We start from the raw sequence: 21,837 nt of genomic DNA, 5'->3' as shown, positions 1-21,837 counted from the left end.
TGAACGAGGCGCGCCCATAGGCCCGTTCAGCCGGGGCGCTTCGGTTTGCCCTTGTTTTTCCGGGCATTGCCGGAATCGGCAGCGGCCGCCTTGCCACGGTGCGGAGGCTTCTTCCGCGTCGTTGCGTCCTTGCGGGCTTTCGGTTTGGCCTGCCACGCTCTCTCGCGCACCTGACCAGCCGGCGCGATGATGATACCGCGTTCGGTGCTACCAGGCCGATTGATCTGCTCCGCAAACGCGGCTGCCTTGTCGGCGGCGATCTCGAACCGGGTTTGTGCATCCTCGATCCTGATCGCGCCGACGTCGCGTTTGGTCACACTGCCTGCCTTGCAGATCATCGGCAGCAGCCACTTCGGGTCGGCGCGCTGCTTGCGACCAAGCGATAGCGTGAACCAGACGCCACCCTCCATGTCTGGCCCCCGGGGCTCTCGCGCGGCGGCTGGGCCGCGCTCTTGCCCGTTCTTTTTGTCATACTTAGACTTTTTCGCGTGAAGCTCGGCCGCAGGCAGAGGGGTGAGGTCTTCCGGCACAGGGCGCGATGCGAGCTGCAGGCGCAGGAAGGCCGCGGCGATGCGCTCCGGAGCGACCTTCGCAAGCAGGTCCGCCACGAACGCGGCTTCTGCTTCGTCCGGCTCGGCAGTGGCAAGCGCGGCGTCGGTTATGTCTTTGCGATACCGCGCCTCGATTTCAGCGATGCCGGGCGCGGTGCGTTCGACAGCCGTCAATTTGGCCAGCGCAAGAACGCGCTGCGCCGCGCCGCGCCTGTGTTGCGGCACGATGAGGACACACACGCCCTTGCGGCCTGCACGTCCCGTCCGCCCGGAGCGGTGCAGAAGCGTTGCGGGGTTGCTCGGCACGTCGGCATGGATGACGAGGTCCAGATTCGGCAGGTCGATGCCTCGGGCCGCGACGTCGGTTGCCACGCAAACATGTGCCCTGCCGTCTCGCATTGCCTGTAGCGCGTTGGATCGCTCCGACTGGGCCATTTCGCCCGAAAGCGAAACCACGGAGAAGCCACGGTTGGAAAGGCGTGCGGTCAGGTGGCGCACTGCCTCGCGTGTGTGGCAGAACACCAGCGCGCTCGTGCTGTCGGAGTTGAGCAACGTGTTGATGACGGCGTGTTCGCGCTCGTCACGCCTCACCAGCATCAATTGATATTCGATGTCGGCGTGTTGTTCGGTCGAGGCGGTCACCGCGACGCGTTGCGCATCCCTCTGGAAGGTTTTCGCCAGGTCCGCGATGCCACGCGGCACAGTTGCCGAGAACATCAGCGTCCGGCGTTCCACCGGAGCCGCGCCGAGGATGTATTCGAGATCTTCGCGGAAGCCGAGATCGAGCATTTCATCGGCCTCGTCGAGCACCACGACGTGCAGCCCCCCAAGGTCCAGCGCGCCTTTTGCGATGTGGTCGCGCAGGCGCCCGGGCGTGCCGACGACTAGATGCGCGCCGCGCTCAAGCGCCCGGCGTTCCTTGCGCATGTCCATGCCACCGACGCAGGTCGCAGTGTGAATGTGCGCCGCCCCGTAGAGCCAGTCGAGTTCCCGCTGCACCTGAAGCGCCAGCTCGCGAGTCGGCGCGATAACGAGACCCAACGGCCGCTCCGCGGGACCGAAGTGGTCAGCGCTCCCCAGCAGGCTCGAGGCAATGGCGATGCCGAAGGCGACCGTCTTGCCCGAACCGGTTTGGGCCGAAACCAGCAGATCGGCTTCAATGTAGCGCTGGCTCGCCATCTCCAGCTGGACCGGCGTGAGATTTTTGTAGCCCTTCGCCTCGAGCGCTGAAGCAAGGGATGGATGGATGGATGGCGGGGAGGAATGGGCGTCGTGGGCTGCGGTCATCTTGGGGAAACCTCTGTGAGCGCGCCGCATACCATAGCCGGCGTGTCGACGCCTAAGGATTCCTGAAATATCCGACCTTGATGATTGCTCGCGCCAGCTTTGCATCCGGCAGGCGGCGCAGTCGTGGCGCTAGTGCGAGGGCATGGCGTCGTGAAGGGATCGGCACCTGGCGTATGTTCCGCCGCTGACGAGTTCAGCCACGTCACCGGTTTCCCAGATCAGCAGCGCATCGGCCGGACTGCGGTCGACGGGCGCCAGGGGCTGCCCAAGGGCCTTCGCCGCGTTTTGCATGACGAGCGGCAGCCGGTCACCCAGAGGCGGCGGAAGGTGAGCGGCCAGGACGCCCATGGCGAGCGTACGTTTTGGATCGTGGATGCCCACCGGGCAGAACGCATCCTGGACGTTGTCGGTACCGAACGCCACGTTGACGCCGGCAGCTAGAAGCTCGGAGACGGCCGTCAGCCCACGCTCGCGCGGAATCGTTCTGTCCCGATCCTGCAGATAGAGATTGCTCGACGGCAGCGCGACCACAGAAAGGCCAGCGCGCGCCGTCAGCTCGATCCGCTGCTTCCGCACATCCTGCTCGATGACTGCAAGATTGCAGGCGTGGCCGCACAGCACCGGCTCGGCATGAGCGGTCCTGGCTGCTTCGCGGGCGATGAGTTCGAGCCCGTCGAGCTCCGGCGAAAGGCCTTCGTCGACATGAAAGTCGAGCGCGAGGCCATGCCTGGCCGCAACGCTGAACATATTGTGGATACCGGCAGCTCTTTCAGGCTGATCGAAGACGAAGGCGCCCAAGGCACCTCCGGATTGAGCGATCACCCGGCCAACGGCCTGCGAATAGCCGGCATCTGCCATTGATGCGATGGGCAGCAACGCGGCACGCTGGATAGTGATCCGGCCGCGCCATTCCTCAGCAAGATCCCCGATCACACGCCACGCCAAAGGCAGGCGGTCAGGGTCACGCATATCGACCTCCCAGTCGACATGGGTGCGCACCATGCGCGTGCCCGCGGCAACCATCTCTCGGATACCGCGCTCCGCGCGTCCGCGCAGGTCGCCATATGTCCAGTTCGCCTTGTCCGCCGATTGCGCCGTGATGGCGTCGAGCAGGCTCCCGCCGGCGAAATCGAGGCGTTCGATCGTGAAGCATTTGTCGAGATGGCAATGCGGCTCGACGAAAGGCGTTGTCACGAGACGCCCCCCGAGATCGGTATCGACCGGGCCATCCTGCGACATGCCGGCGACCGATCCACCGCGGACGACCAGATTGCCGGCGAAACAATCGCGGTCGCGCCGGCCTCCGAAACGCTGCGCGTCGGCGACAAGCGACGCCGGCACCCGCGCATTGCCCAGCACCGCATCCAGCCGCGCCGTCATCAGGCGACCCGCTGCCCCTTGGGTGCCGCCGAAGCCGCCGCTGACCACCGTTTGAACGAAGCACCCACGGTGCCGTCTGAAATCTCCTGCGGGGCCGGAGTATAGCCGGCAGCAATCATCTTGCGGCCCAGCATGTGGTCGGCGGGCCGGTTGACGCTGTCGATGGCAATCAGTCTTCCCTGCCGGAAATGGTAGACGGCGAACGCCCCCTCGACCGGATCGCCTGCAACCACATGATCGTCCGCATCCATGGAGAGCCCGACCATCTGCAGTTTCATGTCGGCGATGTCGGACCAGAACCACGGCACCGCCGTGTAAGGCTCCTGATGCTTGCCCGCGATCACGCCGGCCAGATGCCTCGCCTGATCCGTGGCGTTCTGCACCGATTCGAGCCTTATGGACCGATCAAGCTGCCAGTGCGGGAAACGCGCGCAATCGCCAATCGCGAAGACGCCTTCTGCCGAGGTTTGCATCTGTGCATCGACGACAATGCCCCCGTCGACGGCAATGCCGGCCTCAACGGCCAATGCGACATCTGGATCGGCGCCGATGCCGACCACGACCATGTCTGCCGAAATTTCGTCACCGGAATGCGTCCGCACCGCATTCACGGTGCCTTCGCCCAGGAATTCGGCAGACGCAGTACCGAACCAAACATCCACCCCTGCCCCCGCCAGCCGCGCGAGAACGTGTGTCGAGATCAACGGCGAGACTGCCCGCGCAAGCAATCTCTCGCCGATTTCGAGAACGGTCACGCCTTTGCCGGCAGCCGCCATCGTGGCCGCGATCTCGAGACCGATGAAACCGCCACCGACGATGACGACATTGCGCGCCGTCGCCATGGCCGATTTGATCCGACGAGCATCTGTCGCCGTGCGCAGCGCAAAGACGCCATCGAGGTCATCGCCCTTTACGGTCGGGCGCCGCGGGACCGCTCCGGTTGCCAGGACGAGCTTGTCGAACGCAATCGCCTCCCCATCCACGATGCAGAAGCGAGCCGCGGCATCGATCCGCTCCACCCGCTTGCCAGGGCGGTAGTCGATGGCGTTGTTGACATAGATCGCTTCGCCCCGAAGCGGCTGGAGACTGTCGTCGGCACCCTTGAGAAACGCCTTTGAGAGCGGTGGGCGGTGATAGGGATACTCAGGCTCGTCGCAGATCAGCACGATCGGATTTTCGTAGCCTTCCTGACGCAACGAGACGGCGAGCTGCGATCCGCCATGCCCGGCCCCGACGATGACGACGCCCCCCATCACGAAGCCTTCCGCACGGGCTGGTGAGGCGGCAGCGCCTCGATCTCGTCGGGCGTCAGATGCTTAACCTCATCCCAGAAGCGCGACTTCGGCGAATTGAGCAGGCCGTGCGGGTCGAGCCGCTTTTTCCATGCGAGATGCCTGAAGTCTGGCTTCATCGACCCGCCCTCGACATAGGGCACGTGCGGATTGGATGTCGGGCAGCCATGCTCGTCGTAAACGCGCGCGAGCTCGAACAGTCGCTCGTCGCTCGTGTAGCGCACCACCGGCAGGTCGAAGGCGACGAGCTCGCCGTTGAGCAGTGCGAACTCGTGGTGCATGAGAACCTCGTCGCCGAAAATGCGCCGGAGCGGATCGAGCTTCGCGCTGTCGAGCGGCGCGCGGAAGGTGACCTGTAGATTGGTCACCGAGCGATCCTGCTTCAGCACCTGCAGTGTCGTGTGATTGTAGGAGAATTCGGACAGGGCCGGCAGGCCGGAGGCCTTCATCGCCGCATCGTCCAGCTCAAGTTCTGTCGTCCCGCCATGCTCTTCGATCAGGCGCAGGGCGTCCGCGAGATGCTCGTCGGCGACCATCACCAGAAGGAGGTCGCGCCCACGGCTGGAGATGTCACCGAGTTGCCTGATCGACGAGGCGATACGTCCGTCGACAGTGGTCAGGAGCTTCAGGTTCAGTTCCCGCGCCGAACCCAGCGCAATGCCGGCCTCGAAAGCCTGCTTGTAGGTGTCGAACGACGCGATCACGTTGATCCAGCGCGGCGACGGCACAGTGCGCAGGACCAGATCGGTGATGATGCCGTTCAGCCCCCACGCGTGGTGGATCGCGGAGATGTCCTTGCCAGAGAACACATGACGCTGCGGCTCCTTCTCGATCGACAGGACGCCGATACTTTCCACATTGCCGCCATCGCGCAGCATGCCATGCCGGATCGAGCCGATACCACCCGAACCGCCGGCGATGAAGCCGCCAATGGTCGCGATTGCCTCGGTCGACGGGAACAGGGGCAGTGCGCGCCCGTGATCGGCGAGCGCTTCGTTGATCGCGCCGATCTTCGCGCCGGCCTCGACATGCACGGTGGCCGGTCCGATCTCGAGGACCTGGCCGACGCCGGTCATGTCGATGATAAGGCCACCCTCCATGGGCACGGCCTGCCCGTAATTGCCGGTGCCGCCGCCACGAACGACCATCGGCACATTCCACTCGACAGCCACGGCGATGCAGCGTTTGAGCTCCTCGACCGACTTCGGCGCGGCGACCAGATCGCCGAAGCAGGAGGCGAGTTCCCGGTTGAGGATCGGGCTGTACCAGAAGAAGTCGCGCGAACGCTTCTTCACGATGGACGGCGTGTCGAACGTTTCCACATCGCCCAGCGCCGATGCAAAGGCGCTCCAGTCGATGTCGTTCTTGCCTGAAATGGACATGTATTTCCTCCGGCGTTCTTCTTCAGCGGGCGCGGTTTTGCCGGTCCTGCTGATCGCAGAACCGGTCGAATTCGGACAGGAATGCAGCGAAGTTGCGCGCGGCGGTCGCGAGCAGTTCCTCGCCCAGTTCGGCAGTCGCCGCTGAGGCGTTGCCGCAGGCACCTGTCTCGCTGAGATCTTCGATGGTCCACGCCGGCCGGGCGCGGCCGGGGGTGAGTCCGATATGGCGGAACTCTTGCTGCCAACCTTCGGCCGCGTTGCCGAAATCGGCGGCGGCATCCATGGCGACGAGGTCCGGCTTCAGCGCCAGCATCGCGCTGGTCTCGACCAGGCCGGCGTGGATGCCAAAGGAACGCTCGCGCGCGTCTCCATGCCGGTCGGCCTCGTTGAAGTTGTACCAGTTGCAGGTCGCGACATGCAGGCCGTACTCCACCTTCAGGTCGCGCGCAGCGATGTCGAGCACCGGCGCGTTGCCGCCATGAGCATTGAGCAGCACCAGCCGGCGAAAGCCGGTCCGCGCGAGGCTCGCGGCAATGTCCGCCAGAAGCCGCAGCATCGTTTCGGCGGAGAGGCTTATCGTGCCGGGTATCGCGCCATGCTCGTTGCTCTTGCCATAGGCAAAGCCCGGCATGGCCAGCACCGGCAGCTCTGCCGGCAGATGCGCGAGCGAGCGCTCCAGCACGGCTTCCGCCAGATCGCGGTCGACCGACACCGGCAGATGCGGGCCATGCTGCTCGATGGCGCCAACCGGCAGCACAGCAATCGTGCGGCTTCGATCGATGGCTGCGAACTGCGCGCGTGAAAGATCGGCCCATCGGGCGAGATGACGCGTCATGACGGCATGCTCCCATAGATTGATGGCAAGGGGCGGCTGAGGCGCGAGAAGCGTCGCCGATCGATTCGATGGTGGGGGATATTCATGAGGCTCTTTCCGAACATCTCGCTTTTCCGCTGATCGCCATGCGACCGGTCGAATTGCGGCTCGTTCCGTAAAAGCCCTGTGCCATGGGGTAGCGCAATGTCATCGAAGGCGACGGCACTGTCAAGCGCCGGATACCCGTGCCCGCCACGGGAGAAACGGTTCCGCAACCGGCACTTCTGTCCTACAGACTTAAGCAGCATCAAAGAACCCGGCAGGGAGATTCGACATTGCCCAAATCCGTCAACGCAGGCGACATAGCTGCCCCCTTCTCCAACTACAGTCACGGCATGCTGGTGTCGGCGGAAAGCGATGTGCTGTTCTGTTCCGGCCAGCTTGGCAACGCGCCCGATGGCAGCGTTCCGGAAGGTTGTGCCGCGCAGGCGGAGCAGTGCTTCGCCAATGCCGAAGCGATCCTGCGCGCGGCCGGTATGGGGCTTTCGGATGTCGTGCGCATCAACGCCTATGTCACCGCGCGCGAGCATATGGCTCCCTATATGGAGGTCCGCAACCGGCTCTTTGCCGAGCCATATCCCGCATCCACCCTCGTGATCGTATCCGGCTTCTCGCGACCCGAATTCGTGGTCGAGGTCGAGGTGGTCGCCGCGCGCCAGCCCTGACGCCGCCTACTGGTAAGATGCGCCTGGAATGAACGGATATTTCTCGATCACCGTCTCGTCTATCTCGACCCCGAGCCCCGGCGCATCCGGCGCGAGAATGGTCCCGTCGACGATTTCGAACGGGGTGCCGAGCTCATCGCGGAACGCGTTGATGGCGGAGACATCCGCCTCGTAGATAAAGGCATTCGGCGCCACCGAAAGCACATGGGTGGACGCAGCCGTGCTCAGCACCGATGCGCTCGTGTGCGGCGCGAACTGAAGGTGCCATGCGCCTGCCAGGGCAGCAATTTTCAGGATCTCGGTGATACCGCCCGTCTTGCAGCAATCCGCCTGCACGAACTGAATGACCTCCTCGCTGATGAGTGTTCTCAGTTCATGCCGTGTGAAATGGTTCTCGCCGGCCGCCAGCGGCGTCGCCGTCAGGTCGCGCAGACGCCGGTAGCCCGGCAAGTTGTCCGGCGTGAACGGCTCCTCCAGCCAGGCAAGGCGACCTGCCTCGCAGACCTCGGCGATGCGGGCGACGTCGGCGGTGCGGTAGCGGGTGCCGGCGTCCGCCGCAAGCGTGATCTCGGGACCGAATGCCGCCCTGACTGCGCTCACGCGCTCGAGGTCCTTCTCAAGCGTATCGCCGACGCGCAGCTTCATGAAGTCGTAGCCGCGCGCGATGAACCCCTCTATCTCACGCTTGAGATCGTCCACCGGCTGGAAGCCAAGGCTGATGCCGCCGGCATAGGCGCGGATCGGCCTCCTCTTGCCGCCGAGCAGCCGATAGACCGGCTGGCCGAGGTCCTTGCCCTTGATGTCCCACAGTGCAAGGTCGACGCCGCTCAGCCCGATCACGGCAGCAGCTCCCGGTCCGTGCGTCGCTATGTAATGCCGGTAAGACTTGTCCCAGATCGCTTCCGTCTCGTGCGCGTCCATGCCGCTGAGCGATGGGCCGAGCGCATCGTTGATGAATGCGGCAATCGTGCTCGGCGTCTGCGCGTGGTGCGCCTCGCCGTAGCCGACGATGCCGCACTCGGTCTCGATCCGCACCAGCACCATGTCGCGCTTGGCGGACCGGCCGACGGCGAAAACCGCTCCGCCCGGAGTCGGGCAGGACAATGCGAAGGCCTGGATACGCTTGATCTTGGTCATGTGCTTTAGCCCTTCACCGCGCCGCCACCGACACCGGAAACCAGATGCTTCTGCAGGAAGAAGAAGACGAGCAGGATCGGCGCCGAGGTGATGACACCGCCGGCCATCAGCATTCCCCAGTCTGTGGTGTACTGACCGATCAGACCTGAGAGACCGAGCGGCAACGTGCGGTTCTTGTCCGAGAGGATGAAAGTGCTGGCATACAGGAACTCGTTCCAGGTGTGGATCATCACCCAGGTCGCGACCGCGACGATGCCTGGCCGGGCCATCGGCAGGATGACGCGCCAGAACGCCTGCCAGCGCGTGCAGCCGTCGAGCCTTGCCGCATCCTCCAGCGAGTGCGGGACCTGCGAGAAGAACCCGCGCATGAGCCACACGCAGAGCGGCAGCATGTAGCTGAGATAGACGGGGATCAGGCCGTAGAGGCTGTCGAGCCAGCCCAGCCAGCGAAGCTGTATGTAGAAAGGAATGAGCAGCAGCACCGGTGGGAACATCTGTCCATAGAGCATGAACAGCGGCAGGGCCACCGATCCCTTGAAGCGGTGCCGCGCCATTGCATAGCCGGCCGTCACCGAGATCGCGACGCTGATGATTGTGACACTGGCCGTCAGGATGAGGCTGTTGAGGGCGAACCGCCAGAATTCGGCGCCGACAAGCAGATCGACATAGCTCTGGAACGTGAACGAATGCGGCACGAGGCTGGGCGGCCTTGCGAAAAGCTCGTCCTTGGCGCGCAGCGACGTCGCGATCATCCAGTAGAACGGAAAGACGCACCAGACGAAGGCGACCCAAAGGCCGACATAGAGGAAGCCGACACGGAGCCATTTCGGCGTCCAGCTCCGGCGCAGCGGCGGTACAGAGACGGTCGTCCCGGCTGGAGTGGCGGTGATGGCGGCGCTGCTCATGGTCACTCGCCCTCCTTTGCCTGGATAAGCTTGAGATAGAGCGTTGTGGCGATCACCAGACCGACGAACAGCATTGTGGCCACGGCCGAGGCCATGCCGAGATCGTAGCGCTGGAAGCCGTATTTGTAGGCGAGCGTGAACAGGATTTCGGACGAGTTCAGCGGCCCACCTTCGGTCATCAGCCAGATGGCGTTGAAGTTGTTGACCGTCAGGATGAAGGTCAGCACCGCCGCGATCGCGAACGAGACCCGGATTTGCGGCAGGATCACATGCCACAATTTGCGCCAGCCGGACGCGCCGTCCATGGACGCTGCCTCCAGGATCGAGCGCGGGACGAGCTGCAGCGCGGCCAGCAGCAACAGCATGACGAACGGCGTTCCCTTCCAGATGCTCTCCACGGTGACCGCGTAGAGCGAGGTCGCCGTATCGCCGAGCCAAGGATGGTAGTCCTCGATGATGCCCCAGCGAACAAGAAGCTCGTTAACGATGCCGACGCTGGGGTCGTACATCCAGCGCCATGTCAGCACGGCGACAACGCTGGGAACCACCCACGGAACCAGGATGCCCGACCGGAAGAAGCCGATCCCGGGGATTGCCCGATGAAGCAGCAACGCCAGGCCAAGGCCGAGAGAAAGCTGCACGACGACGTTCAGCACCACCCAGACAAGGGTGTTGAACGACGCAATGCCGAAGCTCGGATCGGCAAAGACGCGCTCGAAGTTGCGCAGGCCAACGAAGGCCATGTCGCCGCTGTTGAGCGTGCGCAAGGTGACGTCGTAAAAGGCCGACATAACGCCGGACACAAGGGGATAGACCACCACGCCGACCACGATGATGATGGCGGGAAGCACCATGAGATAGGGATAGATGCGCGCGCCCGTGCCCGTCTCGAAGACGGACGACCAGGTTCGCCGCAGCTGCTGGTTTCTTGGAGCGCGCGCATTCATGGCGTTACTGACCCAGTATCTGTCTGATCTGCGTTGCAGCCTGCGTCATCACCTCGTCGATGGGCTCGCCGCGCAGTGCCGAATCCCAGACCGTGCCGAACACGTCGGAATGGATCTGGCTCCATTGCGCAACCACTGGACGGGCGTGGCCGGCACTTGCCTGCATCATGAACGGCTGCAGCTCTTCAGGCAGCTTGGCGATAGCCTCGTCGGTTGCAGCCGCCGCCTGAGCGGAGAGACGATTGTACTGCGCCATGAGTTCGACGCTGCGCGGACCGGTCAGCCACTCCACCAGCTCCCAGCTCGCATCGGACACACCGGAGTTGGCGTTGATCGCGAGGTTGTAGCCACCGATTACCGTCGCGGCCTCCTTGCCGGCAGGCAGCGGCACGATCGAATAATCGAGATCGGGATTGCCGTTGTTGAGCGCACCGATCGCCCAGTCGCCGCTGATCAGCATGCCAGCGCGTTCCTGGATGAAGGGCGCGTTGACCTCGTCCCACGAATTGGCGGTCAATACCGATGCGGGCATGGCTTGATGTTCGGTGTAGAGACCGGAAATGAACTGTACCGCCTCGATGGCTTCCGGAGAATCGACGCCGACCGTCCCATCGTCGGCAATGATCTCGGCGCCGCTCTGCCAGATGAACGGGTAGAGCTGGAACGCGCCGACGCGGCTTCCGCCGAACGTAAGGCCGAACGTGCCTGCGTCCTTGTCGGTCATGGCGATGGCCGCTGCCTGGAATTCGTCCCAGGTCTTCGGCGCCGCGTCGATGCCCGCTTCCGCCAGCATCTTGTTGTTGACGTAGAGCGCGACGTTGTTGGTGTAGAGCGGCATTGCATACTGGCGCTGCTTGAACCGGCCGGCCGACAGAGGTCCGGGCTGATATTGATCGGCGATCGGGTCGCTTTTCTCGGTCACATCGGCAAGCAGGCCAGCATCGGCCAGACCCGCAACCCAGGCGATGTCGAGCGCCATGACGTCCGGTCCAGCACCGCCAGACATGGCGACGAAGAGGTTGCGCTCCATCTCCATGTGCGGAACTGCCTGGATTTCGACCGTGTGGCCGGTCTCGGCCTCAAAGGCCTTCAATTCGGCGTAGATCGGCGCATCCGGCGCAGAGGCGAGCGGTGCGTTCACCCACAGAACGACGTTGTCGGCAAAGGCCGGCGTCGCGCCGAGCGTGGCGGCGAGTGCTGCCGCGGCTGTGCTGTATTTCAGAAAATGTTGCATAGGTATTCTCCTCCACTGTGCGCCCTTCGGCGCTGCTGCTGTTATCAAGTTGAGCTGCCTGCCTCGTCTGTTGAGCGTGTCCAGGCAAACCCGGTTCCAAACCACGCCTCCAGGTCCTCGCCCATCGGTAGCGTCGCTGGGCTTCCGGTCGAACTGCCGGCGACGCCGATGGCATCGATCGACCAGCCACCCTCCGGTTCAGGCTGAACCGAATCTCCCGCATCGCCGAAGACAAGCTGAACCGCGCGGCGAGCATCTATGTCGCTGGCCAGCGTCAGCCGCGCGCCCTTGCGTATGAAGATCGGCATCCGGTCGAGCGGAACGTCGTGGATGCGCCACGCCAAGCCGGACACGTACTCGCCCGTCAGCACGTCGAACCATTCGCCCTCCGGCAGGTAGATCGCGCGCGTGTTGCCGTAGAACGCCACGGGAGCGACCAGGATGTCGTCGCCGAGCATGTACTGCTGATCCCAGTCGTTGACGGCCGACCAGTCGATCTCGGGGAAGGCGAGCGGCATCATCCGCATCATCGGCGCGCCGCCCTGCGCAGCTTCCTGCCCGTAGCGCTCGAAGATCGGCCGCAGCGCCAGATGCAGTTGGCCGTAGGTCTGGTAAACGGCGGCGGATTGCTCATCCATGTCCCAGGGTTCGCGGCAGCCGAGGCCGTGCAGCATCATCAGCGGCGTGAAGCAGGAGAACTGCGTCCAGCGCGCAAAGACCTGCGGCGTCGGCGTGCCGAAATAGCCGCCGAGGTCGCTGCCCACAAAGGACCAGCCGCAGAATGCAGCGCTCTGAACCGCACGCACGGAAGACGGCAGACCGGTCTTGGGGCAGAAATCCGACGTCTGGTCACCCGTCCAGATCGGCGCCCGCACGCGCGGCGAACCGGATCGGCTGATGATGGCGGGTACCTTGCCGTCAAAGGCGGCGATCGTCGCCTCGAGATAATAGCGCACGAAGGCGTTGTGCGCCTTGCCGCCTGTCTCCCCGGAATGGAGCACGGCATGTTCGGGCAACTGTTCGCCGAAGTCGGCCTTGAAGCCCTTGATGCCCTGCCGCAGCAGGCCGCGCAGACTGTCCGACCACCATGCGGCAGCTTCCGGGTTCGAGAAGTCGATCAGCGCCGCCACGATATTGGGGTTGGCGCCCGGCCTGCGCGTGATCAGTTCGCCCTCCGCGTCGACGATCGTGTATCCCTTCGCCCGCGCGAACTCGAAGGATTTGGTGCCGACCACGACCCAGGGGCAGAGCCACAGATAGATTTCGGTGCCGTCTTCCGCCATCCGCTGGATCATGGCGTCGGCATCGGGGTATTTCTGTGTGTCAAAGGCAAAAGAATGCACTTCGCTCGCCCAATAGGCGTCGATCAGCTTGACGCCCATCGGCAGGCCGAGCGCGGCGTGGCCATCGATGTCGGCCTGCACGGTCTTCGCATTTTCGATCCGCCAGTCGCCAGCCTTCCAGAGATCGAAGAAGCTCGCTTCCGGCATAAGCGGCGGACCGATCCTCTCGATCAGCGCAGCGTAGAGGTCGCCGAGGTCCCCGAGATGGATTTCGAGGTCGAGGCGGCCGCCTTCGACCTGGATGCGCAGCATGTTCGGATCGAAAGGTGCCGCGATGTGGAACACCGCCGGCGCTTCTTCAGGCAGGTAAAGGCCATAGCCGAGCGTCGTCGCGATCCAGGGCGACGGAAGATAGGTGCCGTTTCCGAGGCCGAAATTCTCCAGGTAGTAGCGCACCGACTGGCCGCGCAGGTCCAGCGTCTCGAAACGCTCGCCGCCGCCGAAGGCCTGAAACTTGCGCGGCACGGCGAAGGCGACGTCGAGCGCCGCCGCATCGTCCTTTTCGAGCGTGATGAGCAAGCGCCGGCCATCGGCTTCGGCGCTCACCGTCATTCGCACGCCGTCGGCACGGTCAGCCGGCAGATGCGTCCAGGAGCCGCCATCGGCCCTCCAGCCAATGGACACCGGCCGCCATGCGGCATCAGCGGCGACCTTGTCGAGACCTATGACCATCGGCGCGTCAGACATGATCGACCTGCACGCCAAGCTGCCGTCCGAGATGAAGCACGGCATCGGCCCAGCGCCCATAGACAGCGGTCACGTGATGCTCGTAGCCTTCATCGATGAACCGACGAACAAGTTCCTCCGCGCCTGCATCGGCGGGGCGGAAATAGCCCGCCGCGCGATTGGCACGCGACTTTTCTGCCTCGATCTCGCCTTCGCAGACAAAAATGCGCAGCGTGCCATCGTCGCGCAGCGACAGCCGTATCAGCGTCATCGAGCCGGCCTTGAGCGGGAAGGTTTCCTGCTTCAGCACAGGATCGAGCGAGCGCGGGCCGTCGGCAAGGCGCGGGCTGACGCCATAGTGCCAAAGGACCAGCCGGTTTCTTGCCCGGTCGAGCCCGGAAATGTCGGTAAGGAACGGCAGCGACGCCGGATCGAACGCGCGCGCCACGAGAGCGGTCGCAGCACCCATCACATCGCCCTCCGGCGCGATCGGCACTGCGCGGTCGGAAAGCTCGCCCAACGCGCCCCAGGTACCCTTGAAGTTCTCGGCGTAGAGAATTTCCGGCCAGTCGCGGATTGCGACGGCATCAGCTTCGATCCGGTCGAGACCCGCGGCAAGCTGCGCATAGGTGCGCCCCAGCGCGAGGCGGCCCGCCTCCTCATCGCCTCCGTCGAAGGAGGCCTCCGCCCAGCGGCTGGCACCAAGCCGCACGGCATCGTCATCTGCCTTGCACGCTTCCAGGAAACGCACCAGCGTCGTCTGCTGGATGGTGATACCGAGACGCTGGCGCAGCATCCAGGGGTCTACCGCGAGGTTCGTGAACCAGTCGGCATGCGAGCCGATCAACGCGATCCGTGCGCCGCGCAGGCGGCTGTGCGCACGCGATGCCGCGGCGAATGCGGTGAGTTCTCCGGCAAGGGCCGGATCTTCCGGGTTGCCGAGCAGCAAGGTGAAACCGTGACCGAAGCGGCTCAGTGTCGATGCCCAGAGCTGCGCACCGCAAAGCGAATTGGTGACGATCTCCTCGGCCTCCTCGAGCGCCCAGATCGCAATCGGGATCGGCCGGTCGCCGACGGCGTCGAGCACATCATGCAGGAGTTCGGCAGTGCAGAACGTAGAAAGCTGGACAACCAGCCCGTCGAGGGCGTCGAAATCGAGCGACGAAAGCGCTTCACGGCAGCTCTCGCCGTCGCGGGCGAGCTTGCCTGCCAGCGTGAACCGCCCTTGCAGCCCGCCCTCGCCCATCAGCCGGCTAGTGCGCGTGATCAGCTCAGCCGCGGCGGCTTCCGAAAAGAGCGGCGAAGCCACGAAGAGCACACCGATATGGCGCCCGTCCGTATCGGCCGGCTTGGTTCTGGTCAGCATTTCAGGCAGTCTCCTCCATCGCGCGCGCATCGGAAGCCGCCTCGAGCCCGCCGCCGCTTACAAAACAATAGGCCGCATAGCTGAGCGCGGCTTTGGGGTCGTTCCCGATCGACGGCGCTATGAAGGAGAGCGAAAGCCGCCCTTCGTCATAGCCGCCAAGCAGGCTCTGGTTCAGTCCGTCAAAAATTGCGCTGCGGTCCGACTCGGGCGTCAGCGACGGCCAGCCGCTGATCACGACTGCCGGGACCGGATGCAGGTTGAGCGCGTTCCCCAGCGCCAGGCCGAGCAGGAATTGGCGCTCGCGCAGCATCTCGCGCGCAACGTTGTCGACTTCGAGCGCATCGAGGAACCGGTCTCCCCGCGCGAGAATTTCGTTGCCCGGCACGCCGATGATCGTCGAAACCGCGCGCAGGGAGGTGTAGGCCTCAACGCAGCCGCGATGGCCGCAGCGGCATACGAGACCGTCGCGCTCGATCACCATGTGCCCCATCTCGAACGGGGAAAAGGCATCGATGGGCTCGGCCTCGTTGACGATGACACCCGCCACGCCATGGCCAACGAACAGGAACAGGTGATCGCCTTCGACAGCATAGGTGGATGGCATCGCATATCGGTTGAAGGCGGCCTGAGCGACGACCGAGTTCGTCAGCGCGAGCGGCAGACCCGGAAGCACTTTGCCCAGGAACCCTTCCAGGCGCGCCATGTCCCACGGAAAGATCGGGTTGCCGGCCTCGCGCCCGTAGCCCGGGATGGACATTGCTGCCTGGCGCAGGTCGATGCCGCGGGCATCAACCCACTCGCGCAACGCCACGGCGCTTGCCGAGAACAGCCTTTCGAACTCGTCCTGATCAAGGTTCGGCGACGCCGGCATTCGCTCGACGTAATCGAGCGTACCGCCAAGATTGCCGACACCCAGCGACAAACGACTGTTCGACAGCTCGATACCGAGCACGTTGATATTATTACTCAATGTAACGAGGGCGGTCGGCCCACCGGCGTGAGGGGCAGATTCCTTCCTCTCTTCGACCAGCTTTTCACTACGCAAATCCGCTACGATGCGTGAAACACTCGCCTCGGTGAGGCTTGTTTCCCGAGCCAAATCAGTACGAAACGCGCCTTTCGTGCGCAAAAGGCTTTCGAGAACGGTCGCTCTCGTCTGCTTTCTGCTACGGGGGACAAATCGTCCGGACATCGGCTCTCCGCCATGTTTACACTGTGTAATTATTCTGCTTTATGGGAGCGACTTGTCAACAGGGAGCGAGAACAAAGTGGCAGAGTTGACACTGCGGGCGGTGCAAAAGCAGTTCGGCGGGGTGGAGGCGGTGAAGGCCGTAGACCTCGACGTCGATCATGGCGAATTCATCGTGCTGGTAGGACCCTCCGGCTGCGGCAAGAGTACGCTGCTGCGCATGATCGCCGGTCTGGAAGAAATCACCTCCGGCGAAATCAAGCTTGACGGACACAGCCTGAACCAAGTGGCGCCCCGCGACCGCGACATGGCCATGGTGTTCCAGGACTACGCGCTCTACCCGCACATGACGGTCGCGGAAAACCTCGGCTTCGCGCTCAAGATGCGCGCGCTCTCCCCCGAACAGATCGACGCGAAGGTTTCCGAGGTCGCGAAGATGCTGGAACTCGACGCCCTGCTCGAGCGCAAGCCGCGCGCGTTGTCCGGCGGGCAGCGTCAGCGCGTCGCGCTTGGACGCGCCCTGATCCGCGACCCCAAGGTGTTCCTGTTCGACGAACCGCTTTCCAACCTCGATGCAAAGCTGCGCGTCGGCATGCGCATGGAGATACGCAAGCTCCAGAACGCGCTCGGCACGACGAGCATTTATGTTACGCACGACCAGATCGAGGCCATGACCATGGCCGACCGGATCGTTGTTCTGAAGCTGGGCGAGGTGCAGCAGATCGGAACGCCGGGCGACATCTATCAGCGCCCCGTCAACAGCTTCGTCGGCACCTTCATCGGCTCGCCGCCGATGAGCCTCGTGCCCGCCACGCTGCGGCGGGATGGCGATGCCTTCCTTCTCGATTTCGGCAAGGACCAGACGATCCGACTGCCGGTCTCGCGCAACGAGAGCATCGAGCGTGCCGGTGTCGAACATGTGGATGTCGGCATGCGTGCGGAACACCTGTCTATCGCAGACGGTGCGAAAGGGTCGGATGAATTCGAATCCGACGTTGTGCTTGTCGAGGAACATGGCGCCGACTCGATTGCCGTAGTCACTCTCGGGCGGCGCGAGGTCATGGCCCGCATCCGCCCCGGCGCGGCGGACACCGGCGACAAGGGCATGCGCTTCCGCATCGACAGCGAAGCCATCCACCTTTTCCATCCGGATACAGGTGTGCGCCTTGTCTGACCGGCGTCGCGGCGAGGTCTTCTGCGTCGGCCTTGCCATCCAGGATACGATTTTCTCGGTCGACGAGATTCCCCGCGAACCAGTGAAGATCTATGCGCGGGAACGCCGAGAAGTCGGCGGCGGGCCGGCCGCGACGGCAGCCGTTGCGATCGCCCGGCTTGGCGGGCGCGCGGCGATTGCAGCGCGCATAGGCGCGGACGCCACCGGAAATGCGATTACCGATGAGCTTGGCGGCGAAGGCATCGACACCACCTGGCTGCGCGCATTCGATAACAACCGGTCGCCCGGGGCCGTAATTCTGGTGGACAGGCACGGCGAGCGGCTGATTGTCGCCTATGTCGATCCCGATACGCCGACCGAAACCGATTGGTTGCGCCCGGAAACGCTAGGCGGCGCGCTGCTTTGCGATCTGTCGTGGCCGCAGGGCGCGCTTGCCTGTCTGCAGCAGGCGAAACGGGAAGGCATTCCATCGGTGCTGGACGCCGAGATTACACGTCACCCGCGCGAGGTGGTCGAACCCGTCATCGCCGGCTGCGACCATGTCATATTCTCCCGACCGGGCCTCGCCCAGTTCACGGAAACGGATTCGATAGAAGAGGGTTTGAGGCGCGCCCGCCGTCCCGGCCACAAGGTCGTGGGCGTTACCGACGGTGCGGACGGCCTCTACTGGCTCGACGGCGATGCGCTGCGAAATGTCCGTCCGCCACGTGTCGAGGTTGTCGATACCGTTGGCGCCGGCGACGCCTTTCACGGTGCCTTTGCATTGGCTCTCTCCCACGAACGAGAGCTCGAAGAGACGATCCGCTTCGCCAACAGCGTTGCCGCCCTCAAATGCACTGTCCCCGGCGGTCGTGCCGGGCTCCCGACACCGCAGGCGCTCCAGCGCTTCGACCCTGAACTCGATCTGAATTGGATTGCTGCAAGATGACTGAAGGTTTCACCCCGACCCCGATGGAACGCAACACCAGGCTTGACGAGAAGCTGGCCGCGATCAGGCGCGACCCGTCCGGTTCGAAGGAATTTCTGATCTGCGACGCCAAGGACCCTGACATGGCGCGCGGCATTGCCGCGCTGGGCATGGTCCGCGACGAGAACGGCAAGGAAAGGCCGCGCAATCGCCGGGAATTCCTCGACATTGTCCGGGCGGTCGTGAAGCAGGACATCGTCGACCTGATGCTGCTCTCCGCGTACAATCTGCATAAGCTGGCGATGGAGGAGGACCTTTTCGCAAACAGCAACATGGCCCGGGCGGCTCGCGTCAACGACACAAGCGAAATCTGGCTGCCGCGCCACGGCGCTTATCGCGCCTCTCCGTCTCAGCCGTTCCGCACCGCCGACCTGTCGCGCGTCATGCATGGCGGCCGTCCTCCGTTGACGAAGGGTGTGGCAGGTGCCGATCTCGGCCTCTACAGCCTGACCTTCACCAACGACGTCGATGCCGACCATCGCACGTTGTCCGCCTACAATGCGTTTCGCGCGGAGTGCAACGCGCTTGGGTTCAGGCACTTCCTCGAAGTCTTCAACCCGAATGTCGGCACGCTTGCCGGCGAAGAAGTCGGCCAGTTCGTCAACGACTGCATCGTGCGATGCCTGGCGGGCGTCGATCGCGATGCAGCACCCATTTTCCTCAAGGTCGCCTATAACGGGCCGCGCGCGATGGAAGAACTGGTGGCGTATGATGACGAGATGATCGTCGGCGTGCTTGGCGGTGCCGGCGGCACCACCCGCGACACATTCGAACTGCTCGCTCAGTCAAAACGACATGGAGCGCGGCTTGCGCTCTTCGGACGCAAGATCAATCAGGCGGAATCGCCGCTCGACCTGATCGAAATTCTTCGCCGCGTTGCCGATGATGAGTTGACACCCGCCGACGGCGTGTCGCTCTATCACGACCGGCTGACAAAAGGACGCATTCCGGCGCGCATCGCGCTGGACGAGGATCAGCTTGTCAGCCAGCCGGTCCTCAAGGCAGCGTAAGGAGCATTTATCAGTGACACGGACGACGCCAAATTACCCATCGACACAGCTCTTCATCGACGGTGAATGGCGACCCGGAAGAGAAGGCAAGACGATCGACGTGGTCGATCCGGCAACCGGCGAGGCGATCGGCACGGTCGCCCACGCAACGCGCGTGGATCTCGACGCGGCCCTGGAAGCGGCCGAGCGTGGCTTTGCCACCTGGAGCGAAACCTCGCCATTCGAGCGCTACAAGCTGATGCGCAAGGCTGCCGACATACTCAGGCAGCGCGCCGACGAGATCGCACAGGCGATGACACTGGAACAGGGCAAGCCCGTGGGCGAAGCGCGCATGGAAACCCTTGCAGGCGCCGACATCATCGACTGGTTCGCCGAGGAGGCCCGCCGCACCTACGGACAGGTCGTGCCGGCACGCGCGCCGGACGTTACCCAGATGATCGTCAAGCTGCCGGTCGGTCCAGTCGCCGCTTTCACGCCTTGGAACTTCCCCATCAACCAGGTCGTGCGCAAGCTTTCTGCTGCGCTTGCCGCAGGCTGTTCGATCATCGTCAAGGCTCCGGAAGAAACCCCCGCAGCACCGGCGGCACTGGTGCGTGCCTTTGCCGATGCCGGCATCCCGGCTGGCGTGATCGGGCTGGTCTACGGCGTTCCCGCCGAGATTTCGGAATACCTCATCCCGCACCCAACGATCCGCAAGATCTCCTTCACCGGATCGACTCCGGTAGGCAAGCATCTGGCGGCCCTTGCCGGGCAGCACATGAAGCTCGCCACGATGGAGCTCGGCGGCCACGCTCCGGCGATCGTCTTCGACGACGCGGATATCGACAAGGCGGTGAAGGTTCTGTCGGCGTCCAAATACCGCAATGCCGGCCAGGTTTGCGTGTCCCCGACACGCTTTCTCGTGCAGGAAAAGTCGTTCGACGGTTTCGTGGACGCCTTCACGGCGGCCGCGAAGGCAGTAAAGGTCGGTAACGGCTTCGAGGAAGGTACCGCCATGGGGCCGCTCGCCAACGAGCGGCGCATCCCCGTGCTCGAATCCCTGATTGCCGATGCCGTTGAGCAGGGTGGCGAGTTGCGAACCGGCGGCCGGCGCATCGGCAACAAGGGCAACTTCTTCGAGCCGACCGTGCTGGCCAATGTGCCAACGGACGCGCGCATCATGAACGAGGAGCCGTTCGGGCCTGTCGCCATCATCAACCGCTTCGCCACCACCGAGGATGCGATCGCGGAAGCAAACCGCCTGCCCTACGGCCTCGCAAGCTATGCGTTCACGCGCTCGACCGAGACGGCGGATCAGCTCGGCAAGCGCATCGTGGCAGGCATGACCTCGATCAACCACAACGGCCTCGCCCTCCCGGAAATCCACTTCGGCGGTGTCCGGGATTCCGGATATGGCAGCGAAGGTGGGTCGGAAGCGATCAACGCCTATCTCGTGCCGAAACTGGTGACCCTCGCCGCCTGAGGCGACGCAGCTTAAACAACCTGACGGCCGCCATCGCACCCGCAATGGCGGCCGTTTTTATCGCCGCGCTTCGGCCCTGAAGGTCTTCTTTGTCAGCGGTGAAGGTGTTGCACGCCCAGAGCCGTCTCGTTCAGCCCCGCAACCTCCGCCAACAATGCCGACACGAGCGGCGTGTGCGGTTCGCGCCGCGCTGCCACGAGCCCCACCATATGGCTTACAGCCGGCGCGACGATCGGAATGCGGCGTATGGGCTCGGCGAAATCGAGAGCCGCCGGAAGGTTGAGCGGCATGATCGACGACCATTCGCCCGTACGCACATGCGAGAACAGGACGACCATCGAGTTGGACTCCAGCGTCGGCCGCACTGTTGCGCCGGCAGCGGCCAGATGCCGGTCGATGATCCGCCGGTTCTGCATGTCGGGCGTCAGCAGGCAGAGCGGCACCTGCGCGACCTCCGACCACGTCACTTCCTCGCGGTCGGCGAATGGCCCGCCCGCACCGACGATCAGATGATAGCGCTCGCTGTAGAGCGGCACGGCGGCAACGTTTCCCAAGGGTTCATGATCGAGATAGGTGATGCCGACATCGATGTCGAAATTGCCGAGCATCGACAGGATTTCCACCGAGGTACGCGACAGAACGGAGAAACCGACGCCAGGATGCCGCTCGCGAAAAGGTGTGGTGATGCCGGCGACCATGGCCAGCGCCGTCGGAATGGCCGCGATGCGTATGCGGCCCGAGAGGCCGAGCCGCGCGGCGCGCATCTCCTCGCGCATCGTGCGGGTGTCGGAGACGATGCGGCGCGCCCACGTCAGCACCTGCCGGCCCTCCGGCGTGAGACCGCGGAAACGCGAGCCCCGCTCCACCAGCATCACGCCCAGCATGGTCTCGAGCTGCTTGATGGCCGAAGACAAGGTTGGCTGCGTCACGCCGCATTCCTCGGCGGCGCGGCCGAAATGGCCTTCCTTGGCCAACGCGATGAAGAGTTCGAGCCGTTCGATCAGCA

18 protein-coding genes are annotated in these 21,837 nt (G+C 64.2%); 5 read left to right on the top strand and 13 right to left on the bottom strand.

Annotated elements, in window-relative coordinates:
• Positions 1 to 26: 26 nt before the first annotated feature.
• The 5 genes from V1479_RS17195 to V1479_RS17175 form a co-directional block, all read right to left on the bottom strand.
• Positions 27 to 1,838 carry a DEAD/DEAH box helicase gene (locus tag V1479_RS17195; RefSeq protein ID WP_368804025.1) on the bottom strand — a complete coding sequence of 604 codons (1,812 nt, stop codon included), beginning with the start codon at positions 1,836 to 1,838 and terminating at the stop codon, positions 27 to 29.
• A 129-nt stretch (positions 1,839 to 1,967) separates the two neighbouring features.
• Positions 1,968 to 3,218, bottom strand: coding sequence for an amidohydrolase family protein (locus tag V1479_RS17190; RefSeq protein ID WP_368804024.1), 1,251 nt, complete (start codon positions 3,216 to 3,218; stop codon positions 1,968 to 1,970).
• A complete protein-coding gene (locus V1479_RS17185; RefSeq protein WP_438620646.1) occupies positions 3,218 to 4,474 on the bottom strand; it encodes an NAD(P)/FAD-dependent oxidoreductase in 1,257 nt (418 codons plus the stop codon). Before V1479_RS17185 ends, V1479_RS17190 begins: the two co-directional genes overlap by 1 nt.
• Positions 4,471 to 5,892 (bottom strand): FAD-binding oxidoreductase, encoded by a 1,422-nt coding sequence (locus tag V1479_RS17180; protein WP_368804022.1) that lies wholly within the window; start codon positions 5,890 to 5,892, stop codon positions 4,471 to 4,473. Before V1479_RS17180 ends, V1479_RS17185 begins: the two co-directional genes overlap by 4 nt.
• Before the next feature lie 22 nt (positions 5,893 to 5,914).
• Positions 5,915 to 6,727, bottom strand: a complete 813-nt coding sequence (locus V1479_RS17175; protein WP_368804021.1) for a creatininase family protein — start codon at positions 6,725 to 6,727, stop codon at positions 5,915 to 5,917.
• Between the two features lie 314 nt (positions 6,728 to 7,041).
• Here V1479_RS17175 and V1479_RS17170 point away from each other — a divergent pair, with 314 nt between their 5' ends.
• Positions 7,042 to 7,431, top strand: coding sequence for a RidA family protein (locus V1479_RS17170; RefSeq protein ID WP_368804020.1), 390 nt, complete (start codon positions 7,042 to 7,044; stop codon positions 7,429 to 7,431).
• Positions 7,432 to 7,437: 6 nt separating this feature from the next.
• Here V1479_RS17170 and V1479_RS17165 read toward each other — a convergent pair whose 3' ends face one another.
• From V1479_RS17165 to V1479_RS17135, 7 genes are read right to left on the bottom strand one after another with little or no spacing between them, the layout of a single operon-like run.
• On the bottom strand, positions 7,438 to 8,568 hold the full coding sequence (locus V1479_RS17165; protein ID WP_368804019.1) for a mandelate racemase/muconate lactonizing enzyme family protein: 1,131 nt from the start codon (positions 8,566 to 8,568) through the stop codon (positions 7,438 to 7,440).
• 5 nt (positions 8,569 to 8,573) lie between these two features.
• A complete protein-coding gene (locus tag V1479_RS17160) occupies positions 8,574 to 9,473 on the bottom strand; it encodes a carbohydrate ABC transporter permease (protein WP_368804018.1) in 900 nt (299 codons plus the stop codon).
• A 2-nt stretch (positions 9,474 to 9,475) separates the two neighbouring features.
• Complete coding sequence (locus V1479_RS17155) at positions 9,476 to 10,420, bottom strand: carbohydrate ABC transporter permease (protein WP_173192871.1); 945 nt, start codon at positions 10,418 to 10,420, stop codon at positions 9,476 to 9,478.
• 4 nt (positions 10,421 to 10,424) lie between these two features.
• Positions 10,425 to 11,654 carry an ABC transporter substrate-binding protein gene (locus V1479_RS17150; RefSeq protein ID WP_368804017.1) on the bottom strand — a complete coding sequence of 410 codons (1,230 nt, stop codon included), beginning with the start codon at positions 11,652 to 11,654 and terminating at the stop codon, positions 10,425 to 10,427.
• A 44-nt stretch (positions 11,655 to 11,698) separates the two neighbouring features.
• The gene (locus tag V1479_RS17145) at positions 11,699 to 13,684 is read right to left on the bottom strand and encodes a TIM-barrel domain-containing protein (RefSeq protein WP_368804016.1); all 1,986 of its coding nucleotides are present in this window, start codon (positions 13,682 to 13,684) and stop codon (positions 11,699 to 11,701) included.
• A complete protein-coding gene (locus tag V1479_RS17140; RefSeq protein WP_368804015.1) occupies positions 13,677 to 15,029 on the bottom strand; it encodes a hypothetical protein in 1,353 nt (450 codons plus the stop codon). The genes V1479_RS17145 and V1479_RS17140 overlap by 8 nt, the downstream gene beginning before the upstream one ends.
• Before the next feature lies 1 nt (position 15,030).
• Positions 15,031 to 15,981 (bottom strand): ROK family protein, encoded by a 951-nt coding sequence (locus V1479_RS17135; RefSeq protein ID WP_312860652.1) that lies wholly within the window; start codon positions 15,979 to 15,981, stop codon positions 15,031 to 15,033.
• Positions 15,982 to 16,297: 316 nt separating this feature from the next.
• Here V1479_RS17135 and V1479_RS17130 point away from each other — a divergent pair, with 316 nt between their 5' ends.
• Genes V1479_RS17130 through V1479_RS17115 form a run of 4 tightly spaced genes read left to right on the top strand, consistent with a single transcriptional unit; the run spans position 16,298 to position 20,831 of the window.
• Complete coding sequence (locus V1479_RS17130; protein WP_368804014.1) at positions 16,298 to 17,392, top strand: ABC transporter ATP-binding protein; 1,095 nt, start codon at positions 16,298 to 16,300, stop codon at positions 17,390 to 17,392.
• Positions 17,385 to 18,320 carry a PfkB family carbohydrate kinase gene (locus tag V1479_RS17125; RefSeq protein WP_368804013.1) on the top strand — a complete coding sequence of 312 codons (936 nt, stop codon included), beginning with the start codon at positions 17,385 to 17,387 and terminating at the stop codon, positions 18,318 to 18,320. Before V1479_RS17130 ends, V1479_RS17125 begins: the two co-directional genes overlap by 8 nt.
• Positions 18,317 to 19,369 (top strand): hypothetical protein, encoded by a 1,053-nt coding sequence (locus V1479_RS17120; RefSeq protein ID WP_368804012.1) that lies wholly within the window; start codon positions 18,317 to 18,319, stop codon positions 19,367 to 19,369. The genes V1479_RS17125 and V1479_RS17120 overlap by 4 nt, the downstream gene beginning before the upstream one ends.
• A 13-nt stretch (positions 19,370 to 19,382) precedes the next feature.
• Positions 19,383 to 20,831, top strand: coding sequence for an NAD-dependent succinate-semialdehyde dehydrogenase (locus V1479_RS17115; RefSeq protein ID WP_368804011.1), 1,449 nt, complete (start codon positions 19,383 to 19,385; stop codon positions 20,829 to 20,831).
• A gap of 92 nt (positions 20,832 to 20,923) precedes the next feature.
• Here the strand turns inward: V1479_RS17115 and V1479_RS17110 are convergent, their stop codons facing one another.
• Complete coding sequence (locus tag V1479_RS17110) at positions 20,924 to 21,835, bottom strand: LysR family transcriptional regulator (protein WP_368804571.1); 912 nt, start codon at positions 21,833 to 21,835, stop codon at positions 20,924 to 20,926.
• Positions 21,836 to 21,837 lie beyond the last annotated feature (2 nt).

Source organism: Neoaquamicrobium sediminum (genome assembly GCF_040970315.1).
Taxonomy (GTDB): domain Bacteria; phylum Pseudomonadota; class Alphaproteobacteria; order Rhizobiales; family Rhizobiaceae; genus Aerobium; species Aerobium sediminum.
Note: the sequence above shows the minus strand (reverse complement) of the source record. Positions and strands in the feature narration are given on the sequence as shown.